Origin of the sequence: Halomonas sp. SpR8 (genome assembly GCF_031010195.1) — a bacterium.
Taxonomy (GTDB): domain Bacteria; phylum Pseudomonadota; class Gammaproteobacteria; order Pseudomonadales; family Halomonadaceae; genus Vreelandella.
In genome coordinates, this window is the sequence record NZ_JAUAMC010000011.1 from 98,776 (window position 1) to 119,875 (window position 21,100).

22 protein-coding genes and 2 rRNA genes are annotated in these 21,100 nt (G+C 54.5%); 12 read left to right on the plus strand and 12 right to left on the minus strand.

The features are described from left to right. Nucleotides 1-232 precede the first annotated feature (232 nt). Nucleotides 233-1,387: a DUF5924 family protein gene (locus QT230_RS18660; protein ID WP_308323663.1), complete on the plus strand. Its 1,155-nt coding sequence runs from the start codon at nt 233-235 to the stop codon at nt 1,385-1,387. A gap of 76 nt (nt 1,388-1,463) precedes the next feature. Continuing rightward, the gene (gene slyA / locus QT230_RS18665; RefSeq protein WP_308323664.1) at nt 1,464-1,916 is read left to right on the plus strand and encodes a transcriptional regulator SlyA; all 453 of its coding nucleotides are present in this window, start codon (nt 1,464-1,466) and stop codon (nt 1,914-1,916) included. On the opposite strand, the gene QT230_RS18670 is transcribed toward slyA, so the two are convergent. After that, entirely contained in the window at nt 1,895-2,461 is a 567-nt protein-coding gene (locus QT230_RS18670) for a preprotein translocase subunit YajC (protein ID WP_308323665.1), read from the minus strand. The genes slyA and QT230_RS18670 overlap by 22 nt on opposite strands. 193 nt (nt 2,462-2,654) lie before the next feature. On the opposite strand from QT230_RS18670, the gene QT230_RS18675 reads away from it, so the two are divergent. Continuing rightward, the gene (locus QT230_RS18675; protein ID WP_308323666.1) at nt 2,655-3,107 is read left to right on the plus strand and encodes a universal stress protein; all 453 of its coding nucleotides are present in this window, start codon (nt 2,655-2,657) and stop codon (nt 3,105-3,107) included. 61 nt (nt 3,108-3,168) lie between these two features. Here the strand turns inward: QT230_RS18675 and QT230_RS18680 are convergent, their stop codons facing one another. Then, nucleotides 3,169-5,085, minus strand: a complete 1,917-nt coding sequence (locus tag QT230_RS18680; protein WP_308323667.1) for an ATP-binding cassette domain-containing protein — start codon at nt 5,083-5,085, stop codon at nt 3,169-3,171. A 152-nt stretch (nt 5,086-5,237) separates the two neighbouring features. Here QT230_RS18680 and QT230_RS18685 point away from each other — a divergent pair, with 152 nt between their 5' ends. Next, nucleotides 5,238-6,251 carry an AraC family transcriptional regulator gene (locus QT230_RS18685; RefSeq protein ID WP_308323668.1) on the plus strand — a complete coding sequence of 338 codons (1,014 nt, stop codon included), beginning with the start codon at nt 5,238-5,240 and terminating at the stop codon, nt 6,249-6,251. Nucleotides 6,252-6,256: 5 nt separating this feature from the next. Here the strand turns inward: QT230_RS18685 and QT230_RS18690 are convergent, their stop codons facing one another. From QT230_RS18690 to QT230_RS18710, 5 genes are read right to left on the minus strand one after another with little or no spacing between them, the layout of a single operon-like run. After that, entirely contained in the window at nt 6,257-7,909 is a 1,653-nt protein-coding gene (locus QT230_RS18690; protein WP_308323669.1) for a fatty acid--CoA ligase, read from the minus strand. A 55-nt stretch (nt 7,910-7,964) separates the two neighbouring features. Next, a complete protein-coding gene (bktB, locus tag QT230_RS18695; RefSeq protein WP_308323670.1) occupies nt 7,965-9,152 on the minus strand; it encodes a beta-ketothiolase BktB in 1,188 nt (395 codons plus the stop codon). 26 nt (nt 9,153-9,178) lie between these two features. Then, nucleotides 9,179-10,321 (minus strand): acyl-CoA dehydrogenase family protein, encoded by a 1,143-nt coding sequence (locus tag QT230_RS18700; RefSeq protein ID WP_308323671.1) that lies wholly within the window; start codon nt 10,319-10,321, stop codon nt 9,179-9,181. Between the two features lie 2 nt (nt 10,322-10,323). After that, complete coding sequence (locus tag QT230_RS18705; protein WP_308323672.1) at nt 10,324-11,889, minus strand: fatty acyl-CoA synthetase; 1,566 nt, start codon at nt 11,887-11,889, stop codon at nt 10,324-10,326. 39 nt (nt 11,890-11,928) lie between these two features. Beyond that, on the minus strand, nt 11,929-13,170 hold the full coding sequence (locus QT230_RS18710) for an ABC transporter substrate-binding protein (protein ID WP_308323673.1): 1,242 nt from the start codon (nt 13,168-13,170) through the stop codon (nt 11,929-11,931). A 248-nt stretch (nt 13,171-13,418) separates the two neighbouring features. On the opposite strand from QT230_RS18710, the gene QT230_RS18715 reads away from it, so the two are divergent. Continuing rightward, a complete protein-coding gene (locus QT230_RS18715) occupies nt 13,419-14,270 on the plus strand; it encodes a TatD family hydrolase (protein WP_308323674.1) in 852 nt (283 codons plus the stop codon). 13 nt (nt 14,271-14,283) lie between these two features. Then, the gene (locus tag QT230_RS18720) at nt 14,284-14,763 is read left to right on the plus strand and encodes a hypothetical protein (protein WP_308323675.1); all 480 of its coding nucleotides are present in this window, start codon (nt 14,284-14,286) and stop codon (nt 14,761-14,763) included. Here the strand turns inward: QT230_RS18720 and QT230_RS18725 are convergent. Further along, nucleotides 14,760-15,344, minus strand: coding sequence for an elongation factor P hydroxylase (locus QT230_RS18725; RefSeq protein ID WP_308323676.1), 585 nt, complete (start codon nt 15,342-15,344; stop codon nt 14,760-14,762). The two genes, QT230_RS18720 and QT230_RS18725, sit on opposite strands and share 4 nt — an antisense overlap. A gap of 133 nt (nt 15,345-15,477) precedes the next feature. Here QT230_RS18725 and QT230_RS18730 point away from each other — a divergent pair, with 133 nt between their 5' ends. The 4 genes from QT230_RS18730 to QT230_RS18740 all read left to right on the plus strand — a co-directional run bounded on the left by QT230_RS18730 (nt 15,478) and on the right by QT230_RS18740 (nt 18,699). Beyond that, a complete protein-coding gene (locus QT230_RS18730) occupies nt 15,478-16,896 on the plus strand; it encodes an MATE family efflux transporter (RefSeq protein WP_308323677.1) in 1,419 nt (472 codons plus the stop codon). 2 nt (nt 16,897-16,898) lie between these two features. Continuing rightward, nucleotides 16,899-17,231: a DUF3080 family protein gene (locus QT230_RS20900; RefSeq protein ID WP_374694484.1), complete on the plus strand. Its 333-nt coding sequence runs from the start codon at nt 16,899-16,901 to the stop codon at nt 17,229-17,231. After that, nucleotides 17,228-17,875: a DUF3080 family protein gene (locus QT230_RS18735; protein ID WP_374694486.1), complete on the plus strand. Its 648-nt coding sequence runs from the start codon at nt 17,228-17,230 to the stop codon at nt 17,873-17,875. Before QT230_RS20900 ends, QT230_RS18735 begins: the two co-directional genes overlap by 4 nt. A gap of 128 nt (nt 17,876-18,003) precedes the next feature. Next, nucleotides 18,004-18,699 (plus strand): hypothetical protein, encoded by a 696-nt coding sequence (locus tag QT230_RS18740; protein ID WP_308323678.1) that lies wholly within the window; start codon nt 18,004-18,006, stop codon nt 18,697-18,699. A 166-nt stretch (nt 18,700-18,865) separates the two neighbouring features. Here the strand turns inward: QT230_RS18740 and tusA are convergent, their stop codons facing one another. Further along, a complete protein-coding gene (tusA, locus tag QT230_RS18745; protein WP_308323679.1) occupies nt 18,866-19,120 on the minus strand; it encodes a sulfurtransferase TusA in 255 nt (84 codons plus the stop codon). A gap of 29 nt (nt 19,121-19,149) precedes the next feature. Between tusA and QT230_RS18750 the strand changes: the two genes are divergently transcribed. Beyond that, nucleotides 19,150-19,437: an antibiotic biosynthesis monooxygenase family protein gene (locus QT230_RS18750; RefSeq protein ID WP_308323680.1), complete on the plus strand. Its 288-nt coding sequence runs from the start codon at nt 19,150-19,152 to the stop codon at nt 19,435-19,437. A gap of 11 nt (nt 19,438-19,448) precedes the next feature. Here the strand turns inward: QT230_RS18750 and rlmM are convergent, their stop codons facing one another. Then, nucleotides 19,449-20,516: a 23S rRNA (cytidine(2498)-2'-O)-methyltransferase RlmM gene (rlmM, locus tag QT230_RS18755; RefSeq protein WP_308323681.1), complete on the minus strand. Its 1,068-nt coding sequence runs from the start codon at nt 20,514-20,516 to the stop codon at nt 19,449-19,451. Nucleotides 20,517-20,746: 230 nt separating this feature from the next. Beyond that, a 5S ribosomal RNA gene (gene rrf / locus QT230_RS18760) occupies nt 20,747-20,862 on the minus strand. An 11-nt stretch (nt 20,863-20,873) separates the two neighbouring features. Between rrf and QT230_RS18765 the strand changes: the two genes are divergently transcribed. Further along, nucleotides 20,874-20,999 (plus strand): hypothetical protein, encoded by a 126-nt coding sequence (locus QT230_RS18765; protein ID WP_308323682.1) that lies wholly within the window; start codon nt 20,874-20,876, stop codon nt 20,997-20,999. Here the strand turns inward: QT230_RS18765 and QT230_RS18770 are convergent. Further along, nucleotides 20,998-21,100, minus strand: a 23S ribosomal RNA gene (locus tag QT230_RS18770); the annotation flags it as partial. The genes QT230_RS18765 and QT230_RS18770 overlap by 2 nt on opposite strands.

Here is a 21,100-nt window from a genome sequence, read left to right on the forward strand (position 1 = left end):
CGCGCTCTCTCCACATTTTCGGGCTGGCTCTGAAAAGAGAACCCGCCACGTTGCTCATACGGCTTTTATATACTTTCATACGGTCGTTTGATTGCTTTAGCTTGGTTGAGTTGCATGGCAACGTCAAGCCCAGACTTTTGGCTAATTCACCCATCTAGTGAGACCAGCACTCCCCTGCATCCGTTCATACTGCTAGGATCACGCTTCTTTTAATTTTGTAGGTTACCTTGTTATGGGCGCACTGCTCACACCATCGCGCATTGAAGCCGTTCAGCGGCGTATTGAAAGCATTGTAGAAAGGATAAAACCATGGAGCTGGCTGTGGCCGCCCATGGCGTTCGCTGCCGGTTTAGGAAGCTTTTTCCTGGTTGATCGCCAGCAATGGCTAGGCGCTGCGTTAGCGCTGGGATTACTGTTCGCCTGGGCACTACTGCTCTCCGAAGGTTTGATCAGCCGCTGGTTGTCACGACGTGGGCATCCCACCCCCCCGCGGGGCGTGACCAACTTTATTGCGCAAATGATTCACCAGGAGACACTTTTCTTCACGCTGCCGTTTATTTTAGTCACTACCGTGTGGAATAGCGGACAGACACTGTTTGCACTACTGGTAGGCGGCATGGCGCTACTGTCGATTATCGATCCGCTCTATTTCAAGGTCGCGGAGCGTTGGCGCAGTCTGTATTTCGTCTTTCATGCCCAGTGCGTTTTCCTGGTGCTGCTGGTCACGCTACCCATCATGGTGCATCTTACCACCGGCCAAAGTCTGCTACTGGCGCTGGGAATCACCATTTTGCTAGCCCTGCCAAGTTTTTGGCACTTGCTCAAGCAGCGCTCGCTCAAACGCTGGTGCGCTTTTTTTGTATTGACGTTGATACTTGCCTATGGCGCTTGGCTTGGTCGCATCTGGGTACCTCCCGCCAGCCTTTGGATGACCAGCAGCGCACTGTCTCCCGGTTTTGATGTGGAGCAGCGCCTGCCTCAAGGCTCTATGGCATTAACGCCGCAAGCCATTAACGAGAATGGCCTCTACGTTTATACTTCTATTCGGGCACCGCGGGGATTAAGTGAAACCATTACCCATGCTTGGCATCATAATGGTGAGCCAATGGACATTGTGGAACTTAATATCGATGGTGGACGTGAGGAGGGTTACCGCGCGTGGAGCCACAAACAAAACTTCCCCGCAGACCCTACTGGGGATTGGCGCATCGATATCATGACAGGAACTGGCCAGCGCTTAGGATTGATACGTTTTGAGGTGTCAGCCGACCCTCAGCACGCCTCGCTGGCAGATGGGGAAATACGCGCCAGTGGCCTAAGTGGATTAAATTTACGTCGATTTGTGCCAGGTAGCCCTAACGATGAAAAAGCGCAACCAGAAGATTGAAAGGTTAAGCACCTTGCATTCAGCGGCGCAGCTTATGACAATTCCTATACTCATACTTATTGGCAGCTAGTTACCTATGGCTTCAACGATTGGATTCCGCATCGCACGCTTGCCCCATTTATGGCGCTCCATCTTGGATCGCCGCTTGGCGCCTCTGGGTTTAACCCAAACACGCTGGGTGACGCTGTACCACCTGTGGCGGTTGGGCGAAGGCCACCCGCAGTGCGACCTCGCCCGCGTTATTGGTGTTGAGGCGCCCTCGCTGGTGCGCACCCTTGGCCAGCTTGAGGAACAAGGCCTGGTAGAGCGCCGAGCCTGCGACAACGACCGCCGCAGCAAGCGTATTTATCTCACGCCTGCCGCTATGCCGCTGCTGGAACAGATCGACAGCGTTGCCCAACAGGCGCGCAAGGAGATGTTCGCTGGCTTAAGCGAGGAGAACCTTGAACAACTCAACGATTGGTTGGCGGTGATTGAAGAGAATGGACTAGCGATACAAGCACGCGATCAAGACAGCCCGTCATCTTGATCGCTGACGGCGGGCGATACCTGCTCAGTGACCTTTAACGGCTGGCTGAAAGGCTGGTCGGCGTGGCCAAGAAGGGCGTCGCGCAGTTGCTGAAATTCGGGTAGATAGGTCGCGAATCGTTCCGCGGTTTGCGACTCCCACCACCAAAGCGTCAGCGCATAAGGCGTTGATTGCACTACCAGCGCGTCCTGGGGCAAGCGTTCAAGCAATGCCTTTAAAGGCACCGCAGCATTATCGGGTAGCGGGCGCAGGGGGGCTATTCGCCAACGCCAGCCTGCATAATACGGCGCTAAAGCCTCACTGGCATTGCTATCTCTTACCAGCAGAAAATCCGGGCCGGGTCCTTCCTGGGGATAGTGCCAGCGGTAGGCAGGCATGGTGCCTCTAAAATGGTGCAGCGGCGGCTTTTCCATTTTGATGCTGACACCCTGCTTGGCGATTTGCGAGCGCAGCGCCTGTTGGCGTTTTTGGCGCGGGCTGGGCTTTAGCCACATCACTGGCGCAATCACTAACATCAAAATAAAGACTATAATGAACCAATCCATCTCTACATTTCCCTCCACATGAGCCACACTGTAAACACTATTCTAAAAGCTATGACTCAGGCCGTTGTTTTGACTCAAGTCATTGTTAAAACGCTTGCTATTGTTAAAAAAGGACACGCCATCTAAAGTAAAGGTCATTGAACAAAGAGCTTTTTCTTTGTTAACCAGTGCTTTCATGCCAAGGAGATACGCCATGAGCTATCACCACATTTTAGTTGCCGTTGACCTAACCAAAGACTCGCACAAGATTTTGGAACGTGCCGTTGCGATCGCTGCGCGCAATGATCAAGCCAAAATCTCCATTATGCATACCCTGGAACCGCTTGGATTCGCCTATGGCGGCGATATACCCATGGACTTGACCAGCATCCAAGACCAGCTCGATGAGCACGCTAAAAAACGCTTGGCTGAAATTGCAGCCCCGCATATTGCCGAGGCTGATCAGCACGTTGTCGTCGGTATGCCCGACACCGAAATCCACCGTTTTGCCGGAGAGCACGATGTGGACCTGATCGTGGTGGGCTCCCATGGCCGCCACGGCTTTGCCCTGCTGCTGGGCTCAACCTCTACCGGCGTGCTGCACGGCGCCCAGTGCGATGTACTCGCAGTACGCGTGGGCAAAAAAGGCGAAGAAAGCGACGAGTAACCCACTACGTGATACGGCTGACAAAAAAGGCGCCTACACGGCGCCTTTAACATCGCTGCGCTTACTCTCCTGCCGCCATCGCTTCCAGCTCCATCCAGCGCTCCATGGCGATTTCTAATGCCTTTTGCACCTTTTCGAGCGCTTGCAGCTTAGCCGTCACGGCGTCAGCGTCCTGCTGATAAAACGCAGGGTCACCAATTTCACTCTCTAACGCCGCTATTTCCCCTTCAAGACGCTCGATTTCGGCGGGCAGTGCATCTAACTCACGCTGTACATTGTAAGAGAGTTTGACGCTCTTTTTCGCTGGCGCAGTGGATGCTTCAGCGACCTTTTTGGGCGCTTCTAAAGTAGGTTCGGTACGCTGGCGCGCCGCGCCTTCCCAAGGCGCTGGCGGCAACTTGCCCCCTTGGCGAATCCAGTCGGTATAGCCACCCACGTATTCACGCACAACGCCATCGCCTTCAAAGGCGAGCATGCTGGTGACCACGTTATCCATAAATGTTCGGTCGTGTGAGACCAGTAGCAGCGTGCCATCGAAATCGAGCAGCAGCTCTTCGAGCAGCTCCAGGGTTTCCATATCGAGATCGTTGGTCGGCTCATCGAGCACCAACACGTTAGCTGGCTGGGTGAACAGCTTGGCTAACAACAGACGGTTGGACTCGCCCCCGGAGAGCGCTTTAACCGGCTGGCGCACCCGCTCGGGGGTAAACAGGAAGTCCTGCAGGTAGCTCATCACATGGCGATCTTTTCCACCCACACTGACGCGATCGCTACCTTGAGCAACGTTGTCGTAGACGGTTTTTTCCAGCTCCAGCCCGGCGCGCAGTTGATCGAAATAGGCCACTTTTAAGTTGGTGCCCATCTGCACCTTGCCTTCACTGGGTTCCAATTCGCCCAGCAGGATTTTCAGCAACGTTGTCTTGCCCGCGCCGTTGCGCCCCAGGAAACCAATACGGTCGCCGCGCAGCACCTCAAGGTTAATATCGCGTAGTATTACCTCATCGCCAAACCGCTGGGTGACGCCCTGCAGTTCTACAACGCGCTTGCCGGTGCGCTCGCCGCGATCCACCGTCAAGTTGGCATTACCCTGGCGCTCACGGCGCTGGCTGCGTTCGTTACGCATTGCCTCAAGCGCTCGAACGCGGCCTTCATTGCGGGTACGCCGGGCTTTAACGCCCTGGCGAATCCAGGCTTCTTCCTGGGCGAGCTTTTTATCAAACTCGGCGTTCTCCCGCGCTTCCACTTCCAGCTCGTGCTGCTTGCGAGCCTGATACTCCTCGTACTTGCCGGGGTAACGACCTAACTGGCCACGATCCAGCTCGAGAATATTGGTCGCCAGCTTGGAGAGAAACGCCCTGTCGTGGGTAATCAGCAGTACCGCACCGTTGAAGGCCAGTAGCTGCTCTTCCAACCAGGCAATGGTGTCTAAATCCAAGTGGTTGGTGGGCTCATCGAGCAGCAGCAGATCGGGCTCGGCAACCAGCGCCCGCGCCAGCGCTACCCGACGGCGCCAACCGCCGGAGAGCGAGCTCATCTCAGCCGCAGGGGGCAGGCCCAAGCGGGTCAGTACGGTGTCGATACGCTGGTGGTATGACCAGCCATCAATGGCTTCCAGGCGCGTTTGCAGGGTCGCCATACGATCCATATCGGGGTCGGGATCATTGATAAGATGATCGTATTCGGAAAGTAGCCCCCCCGCTTCCGGCAGGCCCTGGGCCACCATATCGAAAATAGTCAGGCCGGATGACTCAGGTAACTCCTGGGACAACACGCCTATTTTAAGGCCAGGCGCGCGCCAGATTGAGCCATCATCGGGCAGGATATCCCCCGCCACCAGTTTCAGCAGGGTGGACTTGCCGGTGCCGTTGCGCCCGACCAGCGCCAGCCGCTCGCCTTTTTCAACTGTCAGGTCGGCGCGATTGAGTAGTACATGGGTGCCGTAGGCGAGTTGCAGCTGTTCGAGTCGTAACAGGGTCACGCGGTGTCCTCCTTAATCGTGAGGCGCACAGTGTAACGCATGAGCGCGCCGTGAGGGGGAACCTTATAGAGAGGAAACCACCAGCGTGGTAACGTTTTGCCAACAAGTACCGTAACACTAGCAATAGTCACTACTTTAAAGGCGGGCTGACAATGACGGTGACCGTCTCGATGCATTTTGTAAATGAGCTATTTAAAGGCTTACCAGACAGCGAGACACCGCCCACCCGCTATTTGGAACGGGCGGGTATTTCACCGTTTTTACTTTCGGCTCCCCATGGTCGCGTCACCGTTGAGCAGTTTGCCGAACTCTATCGCGGCTTGGTTAACGAACTGGATGACGAAACGCCCGGCTTTTTCTCGCGCCCTCTGCGGGGTGGCACCCTAAAACTGCTGTGCTTAAGCATGCTGGATGCACCCAACCTACAGGTGGCGCTGCATCGCTATACGCAGTTTTTTCGTATTCTGCTCGATGATTTTGGCTACGCGTTTACTCTTGAAGGTGACTTGGCCCGCATGGCATTGGTGGAGCATACGCCTTTGGTGGGCAGCCGCATTTTAATTCATGAGCTAATGCTCAAGCTGTTTCACGGCATCGCATCGTGGATGATTGCGCGTAAAATACCGCCCATTTTGATGGAGTGCGCTTACGCCCAGCCGCCTCACAGCGCTGACTATCTCTACTTTTACCCCGGCACGGTGCGCTTTGATCAACCACAAACCGCCATCTATATTGATCGCGGACTGCTTGATCATCCTATCCGACAGACCAAGAAACACCTGGGCGCTTTTCTCAAGCGTGCCCCGGCGGACTGGTTCTATGTGTCGTTTGCTGACCGCCTGCTCACTCACCGGGTGCGGGAACACCTTTCACGCCATTTGTTGACGGCAGGCACGGTGCATAGCGCCGCCGATGCGCTACATATGTCTGCACGCACGCTAGCGCGGCATTTAAAAATGGAGGGCACACACTTTCAAGCGGTCAAGGATGAGTACCGCCGCGATGTCGCGATTCAGGCACTCACCTGCAGTGAGAAGCCCCTTGTCAACATTGCAGAAGCGTTGAGCTTCGAGGATCTAGCCTGCTTTAGCCGAGCGTTCAAAACCTGGACAGGCAACTCGCCCGCCGCGTATCGAAAAGCACGCACGGCGGGCAGAGTTAATTGATGCCGCTAGATTTCGGTACGAATACGTTTTTTATCCAGCTTGCCCACGCTGGTTTTGGGTATTTCATCGACGAAACGGATCATACTGGGAATCGCCCAGCGGTTGAGTTTGCCCTGAGCGACAAACTGCTCTAGAAACGCCTGCACGGTTTCCGTCGTCGGGGGGGTATTTAGATCAACGGGAACCGCTAACGCCGCGGGGCGCTCTCCCCATTTATCGTCCGCGACCCCAATTACCGCCACTTCGGCAATCCCTGGACACTGGCTTATATAACTCTCCAGCTCTAACGACGAGAGCCACTCTCCACCGGTTTTAATCACGTCTTTTATGCGGTCGCTAATGGTCAGAAAGCCCCGCTCATCGAGTGAGCCTACATCTCCGGTATGCAGCCAGCCGTCGCGCCATAGCTCCGCGCTGCGTTTCTCCTCTTTGTAGTAAGCCTGGGTCAGCCAGGGCGCTTGAACTCGCACTTCGCCAACACTTTTACCATCATTGGGCAGAGGCTCGCCGTCCGCATCGACCACCTGCAACTTGACCATCGGAATTGGCAGACCTGCTTTACAACGCCAGGGTAGCTGGGTTTCAAAATCAGCCTCGGCGATATCATGCGGCAGAATATCGGCGGTGAGTAGCGGGCAGGTTTCCGACATGCCGTAAGCGCTGCGGGTATCGATCCCCAACGCCCATGCCTTGCTTGCCAACGCTTGGGTTAACGCACTACCGCCTACCAACACTTTCCAACCGGCGAGGTCGACCTGCTTTGAGGCAATCGCTTCAGCGCTAACCACCATGTTGAGCAACGTTGGCACGCAGTGGGAGAAATCAACTTTCTCATTAACCAATAGCTTGACCAGCATTTCCGGCTCGTAGCGGCCTGGGTAAACCTGGGTAGCCCCCATCAGCGTGGCGGTATACGGCACCCCCCAAGCGTGAACGTGAAACATAGGGGTAATCGGCATATACACCTTGTCGCGGTTGAGCAGCTCAAAGCCGGGGGCTTGGAAAGCGCTCGCCTCGCCAAGGGTATGCAGCACCAACTGGCGATGGGTGAAGAAAACCCCTTTGGGATTACCCGTCGTGCCCGTGGTATAGAACAGCGTAGCAACGGCGTTTTCATCAAAAGTAGGGAAATCATAGTGTGTAGGCTGCTGGCTTAACAGCGCTTCAAATTCGCCTACCAACGACAGCGTCGTATCGCTGACCTGTTGGCTTTCCTGGCACAGCAGATAGCCACGCACCTGGGGGAGCTTATCGGCCAGCGGCTCAAGCAGCGGCACAAACTCTTCGTGCACGATCACAAAAGCGTCTTCGGCGTGCTCCATCGTATAAAGAATTTGTTCCGGGGCTAGGCGAATGTTCACCGTGTGCATTACCGCACCAATCATCGGAATGGCAAAGAAGCACTCCAGGTAACGGTGGCTATCCCAATCTAGCACTGCCACTACGTCGCCTGCTTGTACGCCCAGGGACGTCAACGTATGGGCCAGTTGATGCACCCGCTCACGAAAGCGCTCATAGTTGTGGCGACTTTGATCCCGGTAAACAATTTGGTTGTTGCCTGCCATGCGTACGCCTGCTTCCAGCAAATCACCAATCATCAGGGCAGGGTTTGTCGCCGAGGCCGCAGCGGGTAGGATTTTGGGGCTAACTGAAGACATAAAAACTCCTTTAACGTCGTTTTTGCAGCACTGTTCTTGTAGCACTCAACGCGATTTAGCCGCGCTCGATAAGCAGGGCGATACCTTGTCCGCCACCAATACACAGCGTAATCAGGCCATAGCGACCGTTAATTCGCTCCAATTCGTGAAGGGCTTTAATTATCAAAATAGCCCCCGTGGCTCCCACTGGATGCCCCAGAGCAACCGCACCGCCGTTGGGGTTCAACTTCTCAAATGGAAATCCCAGCGTTTCGGCCACCGCCATCGCTTGGGCAGCAAAGGCCTCATTGGACTCAATCACATCAATATCGTTGATACTAAGCCCTGCCTGTTGCAGGCAGCGCTTCACCGCAGGGATTGGCCCAAGGCCCATCAGTGCGGGCTCAACGCCTGCGGTGGTGGCAACGCGTAGATGCGCCCTGGGGGTTAGGCCGCGCTGGGCGGCTTCATCGCTATGGGCCAGCACTATGGTTGCCGCGCCGTCGTTAATGCCTGAGGCATTGCCTGCGGTCACCACGCCGTCTTTCTGAAAGGCAGGCTTAAGCCGTACTAAATCGCTAAGCTCAACGCCTTCGCGCACGTGTTCATCGCGGGAGAAAAGCTCTGTTTGCTTACCGCGGCTGACCTCCACCGTTACGATTTGATCGTCAAAGCGACCCTCCTTGATAGCACGCGCCGCCTTTTGATGGCTCTCCAGGGCAAATTGATCCAGTTGCTCTCGGCTTAAGTCGTACTGTTTAGCGATGTTTTCGGCAGTGCAGCCCATATGGCCGCTACCAAAAGGATCGCTGAGCACTCCCAGCGTTAGATCTTGGATGTTGACGTCGCCCAAGCGCACACCGTTGCGCGCTTGGGGCGGCAGCAGATAAGCCCCCCGCGACATCGACTCCGCGCCTCCTGCCAGCGCCAAGCGGCTATCGCCCATGGCGATCTGCTGGGCGGCGGACACGACTGCCTGCGCCCCTGAACCACACAGCCGATTAACGTTGAAGGCCCCTGCTTCTTTCGGCACCCCCGCTTCAAGCGCGATATGCCGCGCCAGATAGGCATCCTGGGGGCCGGTAGTAATAATGTGACCATATACCGAGTGGTCGATATCACCGCCCTCAATGCCTGCCCGCCGCAACGCCTCTTTGGCGGTGATCGCGCCCAGCTCAAATGGCGCCATTGCTGAAAGCGAGCCACCAAAACTACCAATAGCAGTACGGGCGCCGCCTAAAATTACGACATCATCTAATCGCATATTTATCTCCTGTGCTTGCCGCCTAGCTAGGCCTTTTTGCCCAACAACGAACGCGCGACGACTTCTTTCATAATCTCCGAGCTACCGGCGTAAATGGTTTGCACCCGGGCATCGAGATAAAAGCGTGAAATGGGGTATTCGTGGGTGTAGCCGTAACCGCCAAATAACTGAAGGCAGCGATCCACCGCCTGGCACTGCAGCTCGCTTAGCTGCAGTTTTAAAATCGCTGCATTCGTGCTGCTCATGGTGTTCTGGCGATACTTTGCGATGCAGTGTTCAAAGTAGGCGCGGGCTACGTCCAACTGGGCTTTGATCTCGGCTAAGGTAAAGCGGGTATTTTGAAAATCCGCTACCCGCTGGCCAAATGCTTGGCGCTGCTGCACGTACTCCAGGGTCAGAGCCAGCGCGCCCTCTACGGCACCCAACGCCTGCGCTCCTACTCCCAGGCGTTCACGGGGCAGCTCCTGCATTAAGTAACGAAACCCAGCGCCCTCTTCAGCCAGCAGCGCATCATGGGGCAACTGCATCTGATCAAAGGCAAGCTCGGCGGTGTCACTGGCGTGCTGACCGATCTTTTTAATCGGCTTACCGCGAGAGAAGCCTGGCAAGTGGGTATCGACCAAAAACAGCGAGACCCCTTTGGCACCGGCGGAAGGATCGGTTTTAGCGCACACAATGATCAGATCCGCAAACTGGCCGTTAGTGATAAAAATCTTATTGCCGCTTAGCTCCCAACCATCGCCAGTGCGCTTTGCGTGGGTTTTTATTGACGCCAGATCACTCCCCGCATGGGGTTCAGTCATGGCAATAGCGCCAAGGCACTCGCCACGAGCCATGGCAGGCAGCCACTGCTCCTGCTGAGCAGCGGTGCCCAGATTCTGCAGATAAGGCATTACGATATTGGCATGAATGTTATAGGCGCTGGCTAGGCCACCAAACCCTTGCCGGGAAAGCTCTTCCAGCGCCAACTGGGTGATGGCGATATCGGCCCCTGAACCGCCGTGCTGCTCATCCAGATCAATACCGAGCAGCCCCGCAGCACCCAGTGCTTGCCAAAGCGAGCGGGGTATTGCACCTGCCGCCTCCCACTCATCGTAGAAAGGGGCGACCTCTTGACTTAGGCAGCGCGTGATCATGGCGTGAAACAGCTCAGTGGTTTGCTCGTCCATGTTCACTCCTTGAGATCTTGGCGCAAATGACGCTTGAGGATCTTGCCTGCGGTACTTTTGGGCAGGGCATCGGCAAACAGGATGCGTTTAGGCACTTTATAGGGCGCCATCAGCGTTTTGGCGTGATGAATCAACTCCTCCTCGCTTGCCTCTTGGCCCTCTTTCAAGACCACTACCGCCGTAATAGCTTCGATCCACTTCTCATCCGGCTGGCCGATCACCGCCACTTCGGATACCGCCGAGTGCTTAAACAGTCCCTCCTCTACTTCACGGCTAGCGACCAATATGCCGCCGGTGTTAATCACATCCTTGATACGATCAACGACGTATAAATAGCCAGCTTCGTCGAAGTAACCCACGTCACCCGAATGGAACCAGCCGCCTTGAAACGCCTCTTCCGTCATCGCCGCTTTATCCCAGTACCCTTTCATGAGCTGCGGTGAACGATGGACAATTTCACCATGCTCTCCTGGAGGTACGTCATTCATCTCAAGGTCGACGATACGGGTTTCCACCGTCAGTATGGGCCGCCCGGCGGAAGCGGGCCGTTCGGCGTGCTCTTCAGGGCGCAGCACGGTTGCCAAGGGGGCAATTTCGCTCTGCCCATAGCAGTTATAGAGCCCTACGCCCGGTATCCGCTGCTGCAGCTCTTCAAGTACCGGCACCGGCATAATTGAGGCGCCGTAATAGGCTTTGTTGAGGGCGCTTAGGTCAAAGCGCTCAAATTCGACATGACGCAGCAGGCTGATCCAGACCGTAGGTGGGGCAAAAAAGGACGCTATCTGGTGCTCGGCTATGGCACTTAAGCACAGCTCGGGAAGTGGTGCTTCCAGCAAATAGACAGGGGCACCCAATAGTAAGCCAGGCATCAGAAAGACGTGCATTTGCGCTGAGTGGTAAAGCGGCAGCGCGGCCAGCATGGCCTCGCTGCCTTTGATATCCAGCTCGACCATACAGGCCATGTATTCGGCCATCAGTGCCTGATGGGTCATCATCGCGGCTTTCGGCGCGGCCGTAGTGCCCGAGGTATAGAGCAGTTGCGCAAGGCTTGCGTCATCGACCGTTACACTGGGCTCTTGACTACTGGGCCCTTCGTTATATCGCCCAGAGGCTGCACAAGCCAATACATCAAAGCTTGCATTCCCCCCCTGATTCGCGTGCAGAGTGCCCATCATGACGAGATTCAAGCCTTCGGTGGCAGCACTCACTTTATCGGCGAGACTGATATCGCTGAGTAAACCCGCGGCCCCCGACTGATCAAGAATATAGCGCAATTCATCGCTACTTAACGCGAAGTTGATCGGTACATGCACTAACCCCGCTTTCGTAGCCGCCAACCAGGCGATAACATAGGCGTCGGAGTTTTTGCCATACACCGCCAGCCGATCACCCGGCGTAAGCCCCGCTGCCAGCAAGCCGTTTGCCACGCGGTTAGCTGCTTGGTTGAGTGCTTGATAACGCCATTGACGCTCGCCAAACACCAGCGCCAACTGATGTGAATATTTTCGAGCGCTGCGGTTCAGAGCAGCCCCGATGGTGTTTTGCTGAATAACAGATGTTTCAGACATGCCAAATCCTCTGAATTGTTGTCGTGAATTGGCAACGATTTAGCTGTTTACGAGCGGGCAGTTGCTCTCTGAAAGCGGACGGAAGGCCTCTTCCGCAGGAATGGTGCGGACAACATGAAAAAGATCATCCTCATCTTGCGACTCTTCAGGCGTTTTAACTTCCACTAAATACATATCGTGAACCATGCGGCCATCTTCACGAATATAGCCACCGGTGGCGAAGATATCGTTGATGGGCGTATCGGCCATTTGCTGACGAACCGTCTTGGTATCATCGGTGCCGGTGGCTTTGATCGCTTCAAGGTAGTGGCGCGTGCTGGAGTAGAGGCCTGCGTGCACCATGGTGGGCATGCTGCCGGTTCGCTCACGGAAGCGCTCTGCCCAAGCGCGGGTTTCATCGTTTAAGTCGTAGTACCATGCTTTGGTGAACTGCAGGCCCTGGGCGTTCTCCAGCCCTATGCTGCGCACATCGGTACTAAACAGCACCATCCCAGCCAAAATCTGCCCCGCCTGGGTAATGCCGAACTCCCCCGCCGTCTGCACCGCGTTAATCGTATCGCCGCCAGCGTTATTCAGCGCAATCACATCAGCACCGGAGGCTTGGGCCTGGAGCATAAACGAGGAGAAATCACTGCTGGGGAAAGGATGGCGGGCGCTACCCACAATGGTGCCACCATTTTCCGTCACTACTCGTGTGACGTCGGCTTCCAGCGCATGGCCAAAGGAGTAGTCGGCACTCAGTAAGAACCAATTTTTATGCCCCTCATCAGTAATAGCTTTTGCGGTACCGTTGGACATCGCCCAGGTGTCGTAAACCCAGTGAATATGGTTGGGAGAGCAGTGTTCATTGGTAATAGACGACGATACAGCGCCATTGACCAGGCCAAGTTTATTCGCCTCTTCCAACAGACCAACCGCCGCTAGAGTGACAGAAGATGCCACGAGCCCGGTAACCATGTCGACGTTACGCTCGTCGATCCACTCACGTACAACGCTTGAGCCCACATCAGGGCTGTTGCGGTCATCAGCGCTAAACACCACGATGCTGGCGCCATTAACACTACCGCCCATATCTTCAATCGCCATATTGATGGCGTCTTCACCCAACGGCCCGATAGGGTCGCGGTAAACACCGGACATATCGGCTAAATAGCCAATACGGATTTCATTATCGGAAATACCCTCAGCGGCGACAGTAGTAGGCGCATAAATGGCCAGCAAGACAGCAGCGGCGAGGGTCGAAGAAGCACAGCGGTGAGATAAGTAATGGGGAAGTTGCATTTTTATGTGGCTCTCTTTTGTTGTTATTAACGGCTGCCAATAGCTCAACCAGATGAATTAAGCGCTAGTATCAAGCGCTAGGCTTGACCTCATCTTAGGCGTTACTAAGCCTTTGCTGTTTACCTATCGAGCCAGATTTTTTGCAATTCGTGCCATTCGCTAGCGCTGATCACTACTAATACTCCATTAGTCGATGCCCGCGCATACCGTTACAATGGTGTTTTTTATAATCCGATGGAGAGTGACGTTTGGCTACTGCGTACGCTGATGATTTCCTACCCGAAGCACTACAGTTCCGCCCTAGTGCTCCGTTGGTGGATATCGGCGCGAACTTGACCCACGAAAGCTTCGGGCGTGACCTTGAGGCGGTGATCCAGCGTGCCCAGGCGGCGCAGGTGACCACCATGATTGTTACCGGCACCGACCTTGCCCACGCCGAGCAAGCGGTTGCGCTAGCCAAGCAGTATCCTGGCCTCTACGCCACGGCGGGGGTGCATCCCCATGACGCCTGCCGGTGGGACGAGAACCTCGAGCGCGCCATGGCGGCCCTGCATGCCATGCCGGAAGTGGTCGCTGTAGGCGAGTGTGGTTTGGATTTCAACCGCAACTTCTCGACACCTCCTGAGCAGGAGCGGGCCTTTGAGGCGCAGCTGGCACTGGCAGCGGAGAGCGGCTTGCCGCTGTTTTTGCACGAGCGGGATGCGGGGCAGCGGATGCGCGAAATACTGCATGCCTGGCGAGACGATATCTCTCATGCGGTAGTGCACTGTTTTACTGCCGACCGCGATACGCTGTTTGGTTATCTCGACCTAGACTTGCATATAGGCCTGACCGGTTGGATTTGTGACGAACGGCGCGGTCACCACCTTCGTCCTCTGGTAAGCGATATACCCGTAGAGCGTTTGATGGTAGAAACCGACTGCCCTTATCTATTGCCACGCAACCTACCGGCGAAATTAAAGGGGCGTCGACACGAACCCGCATTGCTGCCGTGGATTGTCCGCGAGATCGCCCAGTGGCAAGGTATTAGCGAAGCTGAGCTGGGAGCGGCAACCACACAGACCGCCCAGCGTTTTTTCCGTCTACCCACGGAATCTTAACAGGAGTATTAGCGTGGTCGATTATCCAGGGTTTATAGCCATAGAGACAGGTGAAGACGATGGCCTTCCGCTAGCCATTGCCTGGTCGCTGCCTGATGGCCGTGTAAAACAGACATTGATTCAACCAGACGATAGCTGGATCAAAGAAGATACCAATGCCATGGGCGCCTACAGTATGGAAGAGCTGGAGAGCCTGGGGGTTAGCCCGCTTGAGGTGATTCGCGAGCTTGAGAACGACCACTTCTCCGCCACGCTCTACACCAGCGACAACGGCGACGACGAAGCGGCGCTGGCGCGGCTGTTTGACACCTACGGCCTGGATCCTTTTGTTGAGCTAGCCCCGGCGTCGGTGCTCTACCCTTCACTTACCCCCGGCGAATGGCACCGCCAGCGGCGCGAAACCTTCAGCGAGCTGGGCTTAGAGCCGATGCGCCCAGAGCATGAGCTGGAAGTGATGCTATCGATGCATCAGCGCCTCACCGAAGAGGATTAAGCCAACAACGCTTCATCCATTGACTCCAAGGTGGCATGCGCCTGGGCCACAGCCTCTGCTAGTGTCAGTTGGTCAGAGTAGAAGCTTTTAAGCGCTACCTGGAAAGCCTTAGCGCGGGCCGTCAAGCCCTCTTCCAAATAGCGCTGGGCGCGTGCCTCTACTTGCGCCGCAAAAGCCTCTATATCCACCTCGATATCGCCGCCTAAATTATCCACGCTCACATGAAACACGCGTCCACAGGCACGGGTGAAGATAGACTCCAGCGCCTGTGGGGCCACCTCAGCCTGCTCGAATGCCCTCTGCTGTTCGGCATTACGACCATCGGGGCAGTACCAGTAGCCGTAATCCTCCAGTTGGCGGCGTTTTTCACCGGCAATACACCAATGGCTGATTTCGTGCAGCGCACTGGCATAATAGCCCCGCGCAAAAATAACCTGATGATAAGGGGTTTCGCTGTTAGCGGGCCTATAGAAGGGCTCATCCCCGCCCCGGATCAATCGGGTTTGATACCGCTCAGCAAAAATTCCGTCAAAAAGCGCGGTAATATCTTCGAGCGTCCATCGATCCTGCGTGTTACTCACATTGACCTCGTTTGTCACTGGTTTGGGGGCATTATACCCACACGATTAATGCAAGCTACTAGCCCCAAAAAGCAGTCGCTCCTGCTAATATAGCGGCCTTTCACAGTAACTTTTCCCTTTTAGGAGCCAACAAGTGGGCGGCTTTACTCAAAACGTTAGATCAGTGTACTGGCCAGAAACCCGAGCCTTAATCTTTTTGGCACTGCCTATTTGTGGTGCTCAGCTGGCTCAGGCAGGGATGAGCGTTGTCGATGTAATGATGACCGGCCGACATAATGCCACGTCCCTTGCCGCCGTATCGGTGGGTTCAAGCCTATGGATGCCGCTCATGCTATTTATGACCGGCACCTTAATGGGGCTGACCCCCATAGTGGCCCATTTGCTAGGAGGACAACGCAATACGGCTATTCGTCCGGCCGTCCATCAAGCGCTTTGGGTCGCGCTACTGCTAGGGGTCGTGGCTGCAGCGCTGCTCTGGTCGGCCGTCATGCCGATATTTGAATTAATGAAGGTGCCCCAGGAGGTGGGCAGAGAGTCTGCTGCCTACCTTTCAGCCGTCGCTTTTGGCATGCCAGGGATCGCCCTTTTTCAGGCGCTTAGAGCATTTTCCGATGGCATGAATCATACCCGCCCGGCGCTATGGATCAGCCTGGTCGGCCTAACGGTGAATATTCCTGCCAACTACCTCTTGATCTATGGCGGCGATGGCTTGGTTGATCTATTGGGTACCTGGATCCCTAGCAGCCTGCAGCAATTGCCTGCCCTAGGGGCATTTGGCTGCGGCATTGCGACAGCGCTCTCTATGTGGACGATGGCACTCGCTATGGCCTGCTACACTCGCCGAGGGCATACTTACAAGAGCGTGGCTATTTGGCAACATCTGACACCTCCTCAGTGGGCAGGAATTCGTGAGCTAGTGGTAGTGGGTGTGCCAATTGGTGTGGCCATTTTTGTTGAAGTGACCTTGTTCACGCTCATTGCGCTCTTCATTGCCAGCTTTGGTGAAGTCACGGTGGGGGCTCACCAAATAGCGCTTAGCTTCACCTCTATTCTGTTTATGCTGCCAATGTCACTGAGTATGGCGCTGACCGTACGAGTGGGTAATACGCTGGGGCAGCAGCGTTTGGCTCTAGCCCGAAAAGTCGCCTGGAATGGTATTGTCATTAGTGTCATCGTTGCAGTTATTAACAGTATCCTGCTATGGGTAAGCGCCGAACCGGTGATCGCACTCTACACTTCCAACAGTGAAACACAGGCGCTAGCGCTCTCGATCATTGCTTTAGCCGTTATTTTTCAACTCTCCGACTCGCTACAGGTCAATTTAGCAGGCGCTTTACGCGGCTATAAAGATACCCGCATCGTGATGGTAATCACGGTTCTCTCTTACTGGATTGTAGGCTTGGGTGGCGGCCACTGGCTGGGCTCCCGTGGAGTGGGTAACTTAGTTGCTCCACTCGGGGTTCATGGCTATTGGATCGGTTTGATTGCGGGCTTAAGCACTGCGGCACTGCTACTCGGCTGGCGTTTACAGCGCATTAGTATTCGGGAGTAGGCATGGCTCAATGGAGAAATCTTTCTCTAGCAATAACGCTAGGCGCCCTACTGGTTGGCTGTGGCGATAACGCCGCCGAACAGCAGTGGCAAAGCTACCATAAGCAGCTCGCCGATGACCTCGCACAAGCAGACATTGAACGAGCAGACCCCATTAATATCGGTGACTTCCCGGAGCGCTCCGACCGGCTCATTGATATTCCCGAAACACGAGATAGCTTACTGAATGTTTACGCACTGCGCGAGTGCCAAATCACTTCGCTAGTCGCTGCCCGTAACAACCAGCGCCGCCTAGCCAACAATGGTTATATGAGCGTTCGCTATGGCAGCGCCTGAGCACCTGCCTAAATAGCGAAGTTCCCGGTCAGTTAAGCGATGAAGATCGAAAGCGCCTAGAACAATTGACTGCAGTTAAAACAGCCCAACTGCCCGCGGTAAGCTGGAATACTATTTTTGATTCCAGCGAGTGGGTCAAAAGCTTTTCACGGGCAAGTCAACCCTTAAGTAACGTCGATGAAAACAGTATCGCAAGCCAGCTCGATGCCATTGAGTACTTACAACAAATGACTGACCACCAGTTTGACCGTAGCTGGCAACAAGACTCTTCAACCCTTGAAAATCATTTAAAAAAACTGCAAGAGCGGCCACTGACCGCTGAAGTGCTCCGCGCCCTACTACTCGCCACCCAACGCTTAACGGAAGCGAATGCATTGTTAGCTCAGCACAGCGATACAAAGCGCTGCTTAACACTCTGGGAGTCATCGTCACTTGAGCGCTTAGCCAGCACAGCCAAGCAGTGGCTAGCAGCAATCAACCGCTTAATTGATGCGCAGCTGGTAGACAAACCACTGGCAATCCAACGCTATCAAACACACTGGCTTTCGCTGAACAATGCCCAAGCGCCCTGGGGCCAGTTTCAGCAAGCACTCACCGAGCACCAAGCGCTGCGAGCGCGCTTTCCACCTTGCTCAAACAATTAAAAATTGCAGAACCCTTAACCTTATGAGCAACATGTGCTATTGGTGAGTAATGAGGCTAGGCGAATAATGGCTTAAGCTAAGCTTCTGCTTCACCAATGTGATGACCACGCAGCATAAGGAGGGACACAATGGGCGCATCCCTGTCACCCCGCTCTGCCCAGGTCATCGACCTGGAAACTGTGCGCCAGCGTCAGCAGGCGCAAAAGTGCCTAGTCCGTTTAGCCCCTGAGCTAGATGGTCTAGAGATGGTGTACCAACTCGCTGCGAGTCCCGACACCTACTATGGCTTGCCTATTTTGGCCTGGGGGTTAAGGGAGGATGGTAGCGTCACCGGTTTGGTGCCGTGGATGGAAACCCTGGCAGCCTGCCATGATCTGAATAGCCAGGAGAACGGCAATTTCGTTGGTTATCGTGATCCTGAAACTGAAGAAATTTTTGATACGCCTCCCGAACATAAATACCACGAGCTTGTTGCGGCAGCTGAGTACTTTGACTATGAAGCGTCTGGCGAAGTCACTCTTATCCAGCAAATCCCCGATACGCTTGGTACTCATGCGTTGTGCATGAATCACCCCAACTCGCCCTGGCATATGAAGCAAGTTTACGGCTGGCGTCTTTATAGTGACGGTAGCCTGGATGCACTCCTTGCCGACGAGAACAAAGCGTCAATGACGCCGATTTTGTTAGGTGATAAGTGCCTCTATAGCGCCCATGCCCGTCACCGAACCGTCTACTTTTTCCAGCGCCATATCGCCAATCGTATATTGGAAGAAGATCCAGCAACGCTTGATGCTTTAGCCATGATGGTAGTGGCGAGTGATTAGCTGGACAGTTTAAGATACGATTGAGAGCGGGGCTTATATCGGTGTTAGTTGATATAGGCCTCGCTTGGATTTTAGCACTCTTTTAAAGCGCGAACTCAATGTGCAGTCTCCAAGAGCCATTTCTAAGAGCTATCTCAAGAGCTATCTCAAGGGCTATTTCTAAAAGCTATGCTAAACGAATAAAGTAGAGGTAGTTGCTCTCGGCTGAGGTGTCCTGCTTAAGCAGCTCGTGCCCTAAAAACTGGCAAAATTTGGGCACATCTCGCGTGGTGGCAGGATCGGTAGCGATCACCTTCAGTACTTGGCCTGTCGCCATGTCGCGGACTTTGTTATGCATCAACATAATCGGCTCAGGGCAGTAGAGCCCTGTGGTGTCTAATACCGCGTCAAAGCTGGGTAACGTACCCGTATTATCAGCCATCAATATTCTCGATGTAGGAAACAAAAAGTATGATTAAAGTTATCATCGAACGGCGAATTATGCCCGGTCTTGAAGAAGAATTTGAGCAAGCAGCGCGGGAAGCAATGCGCGTCTCCCTAGGCGTAAGAGGCTTCATCGGTGGTGAAACGCTGGTAGAACTGGGCCATACCGATCGTCGACTGATGATTACCAAATGGCGTGATATGCGCGCTTGGAAAGAGTGGCACTCAAGTGAAGCGCGGGCAATGGCCATGCAGCGTATTTTACCGCTGTTAACCGAAGATGAAACTATCCGTATTTACGAGCCTGGCTATTAAATAGCTTTTGCTCAATCTCTTAACCGCACATGCACCGTTACCTCTTCGCGATCGTGATAGAGGTGACGGCATGAGATGCTGGCATGAACACCTGCTTTCTCCAGCGACTCTTCGAGTGCCGTTAGGCAGCGTGTAACCTCCTCCCAGCGCTTTTTCATGGGCAATTTAAGGTTAAAGATCGTTTCTTTACACCATTTACGAATCAGCCAGCGCTCCACCATAGCTAACACTCGTACCGGCTTATCAACAATATCGCAAACTAGCCAGTCTAATCGCTGTGGTGGCTCCCAGATAAAGCCATCCTCTTTGAGATGATCAATCTGCCCGGTCTTCATCAACTGCGATTCCATTGGGCCATTATCGATGGCATAAACATACATGCCCCGCTGAATCAGTTGCCAAGTCCAGCCGCCCGGGGCAGCACCCAAATCAGCTGCCTGCATATGCGGCGCTAGCCGCACGTCCCACTCTTCACGTGGAATAAACTCATGCCACGCCTCTTCCAACTTTAGCGTTGAACGGCTGGGAGCGCGTGAGGGAAAGCGCAACCGACGAATACCGTTAATTAAATCGCTACGATTGCCTGGGAAACTCATCGCCAGCTGCACTTGATCGCCATCAGTCCAAAAAATATGTAAGCGTCTTGCGCCCGCGCTGCGCCTTAACGCACCACGTTTTTTCAGCATACTTTCCAACGGCTTCGTTAGCGCCTTAATCAGACCGGCCAGCGCTTTACCATCGTTGGTATCCGGCGTTTCATGCCAAATCTCTTCAAAGCTCCAGCGGCTGGCTTTGACCTGTTCCAAGATAGCAGTAAGACGATCATCGCGAGAAAGAGTAAGCGCAGGCAGCGCAGCCAGGCTTTGGCGCGCGAAAATAAGCTTTTTAAATGCGGCTTGACGGTGTAATTCATTCACCGCTTCGCCATCGGTGCGCGTTAAGCTTACCCAACCCTCGCCATAAGAAGATTCACACCCTACATCGTTTAATGCTGCGTGATGCTGCATTTCTGCTAAGGCATCATTTTCAAACCCAGGACGGCAGTAGACGAGCCACGACGTAGGTACTATTTCACTCACCTTTTTACCTCTATTCCGACCATCACAAACGGTGACGGCTAGCTAATTAATTGGGTCGCATCATAGCATTTATTCAGCACTATTAGTGTGAGTGGTGAGTGGTGAGTGGTGAGTGGTGAGTGGTGAGAGTGTGGCTTTTCTACTCACGATTCACCACTTACGATTTACCAGCCTCATTACGCAAAAAAAATCCCCCAAGGCGTAAGCCCTGGGGGATTTTTGGTATAGGTGCCTGACGATGACCTACTCTCGCATGGGGAGACCCCACACTACCATCGGCGCTAAGCGGTTTCACTTCTGAGTTCGGCAAGGGATCAGGTGGTTCACGCATGCTATGGTCGTCAGGCGTAACTGGCTATGTACATCATGCTGTTTGTGATCGTCTCAATGCCTGCCGCCCTGGTCTTTCACATGGGCCACACGCTGCGTATCCGGCTTTTACATTTACGTTATCACTACGACCAGACCCCTTGGGTGTTATAGGGTCAAGCCTCACGGGCCATTAGTACACGTTAGCTCAACACCTTGCAGCGCTTCCACACCGTGCCTATCAACCAGCTGGTCTCGCTGGGCCCTTCAGGAGG

Coding starts and splice junctions, on each gene's coding strand:
- QT230_RS18765 (WP_308323682.1), top strand. CDS start 20,874: ATGTACATCATGCTGTTTGTGATCGTCTCAATGCCTGCCGCCCTGGTC.
- slyA (WP_308323664.1), top strand. CDS start 1,464: ATGGCTTCAACGATTGGATTCCGCATCGCACGCTTGCCCCATTTATGG.
- QT230_RS18670 (WP_308323665.1), bottom strand. CDS start 2,461: ATGGATTGGTTCATTATAGTCTTTATTTTGATGTTAGTGATTGCGCCA.
- QT230_RS20900 (WP_374694484.1), top strand. CDS start 16,899: ATGGCTCAATGGAGAAATCTTTCTCTAGCAATAACGCTAGGCGCCCTA.
- bktB (WP_308323670.1), bottom strand. CDS start 9,152: ATGCGATTAGATGATGTCGTAATTTTAGGCGGCGCCCGTACTGCTATT.
- QT230_RS18660 (WP_308323663.1), top strand. CDS start 233: ATGGGCGCACTGCTCACACCATCGCGCATTGAAGCCGTTCAGCGGCGT.
- QT230_RS18700 (WP_308323671.1), bottom strand. CDS start 10,321: ATGGACGAGCAAACCACTGAGCTGTTTCACGCCATGATCACGCGCTGC.
- tusA (WP_308323679.1), bottom strand. CDS start 19,120: ATGGCTGATAATACGGGTACGTTACCCAGCTTTGACGCGGTATTAGAC.
- QT230_RS18685 (WP_308323668.1), top strand. CDS start 5,238: ATGACGGTGACCGTCTCGATGCATTTTGTAAATGAGCTATTTAAAGGC.
- QT230_RS18750 (WP_308323680.1), top strand. CDS start 19,150: ATGATTAAAGTTATCATCGAACGGCGAATTATGCCCGGTCTTGAAGAA.
- QT230_RS18705 (WP_308323672.1), bottom strand. CDS start 11,889: ATGTCTGAAACATCTGTTATTCAGCAAAACACCATCGGGGCTGCTCTG.
- QT230_RS18675 (WP_308323666.1), top strand. CDS start 2,655: ATGAGCTATCACCACATTTTAGTTGCCGTTGACCTAACCAAAGACTCG.
- QT230_RS18740 (WP_308323678.1), top strand. CDS start 18,004: ATGGGCGCATCCCTGTCACCCCGCTCTGCCCAGGTCATCGACCTGGAA.
- QT230_RS18710 (WP_308323673.1), bottom strand. CDS start 13,170: ATGCAACTTCCCCATTACTTATCTCACCGCTGTGCTTCTTCGACCCTC.
- QT230_RS18690 (WP_308323669.1), bottom strand. CDS start 7,909: ATGTCTTCAGTTAGCCCCAAAATCCTACCCGCTGCGGCCTCGGCGACA.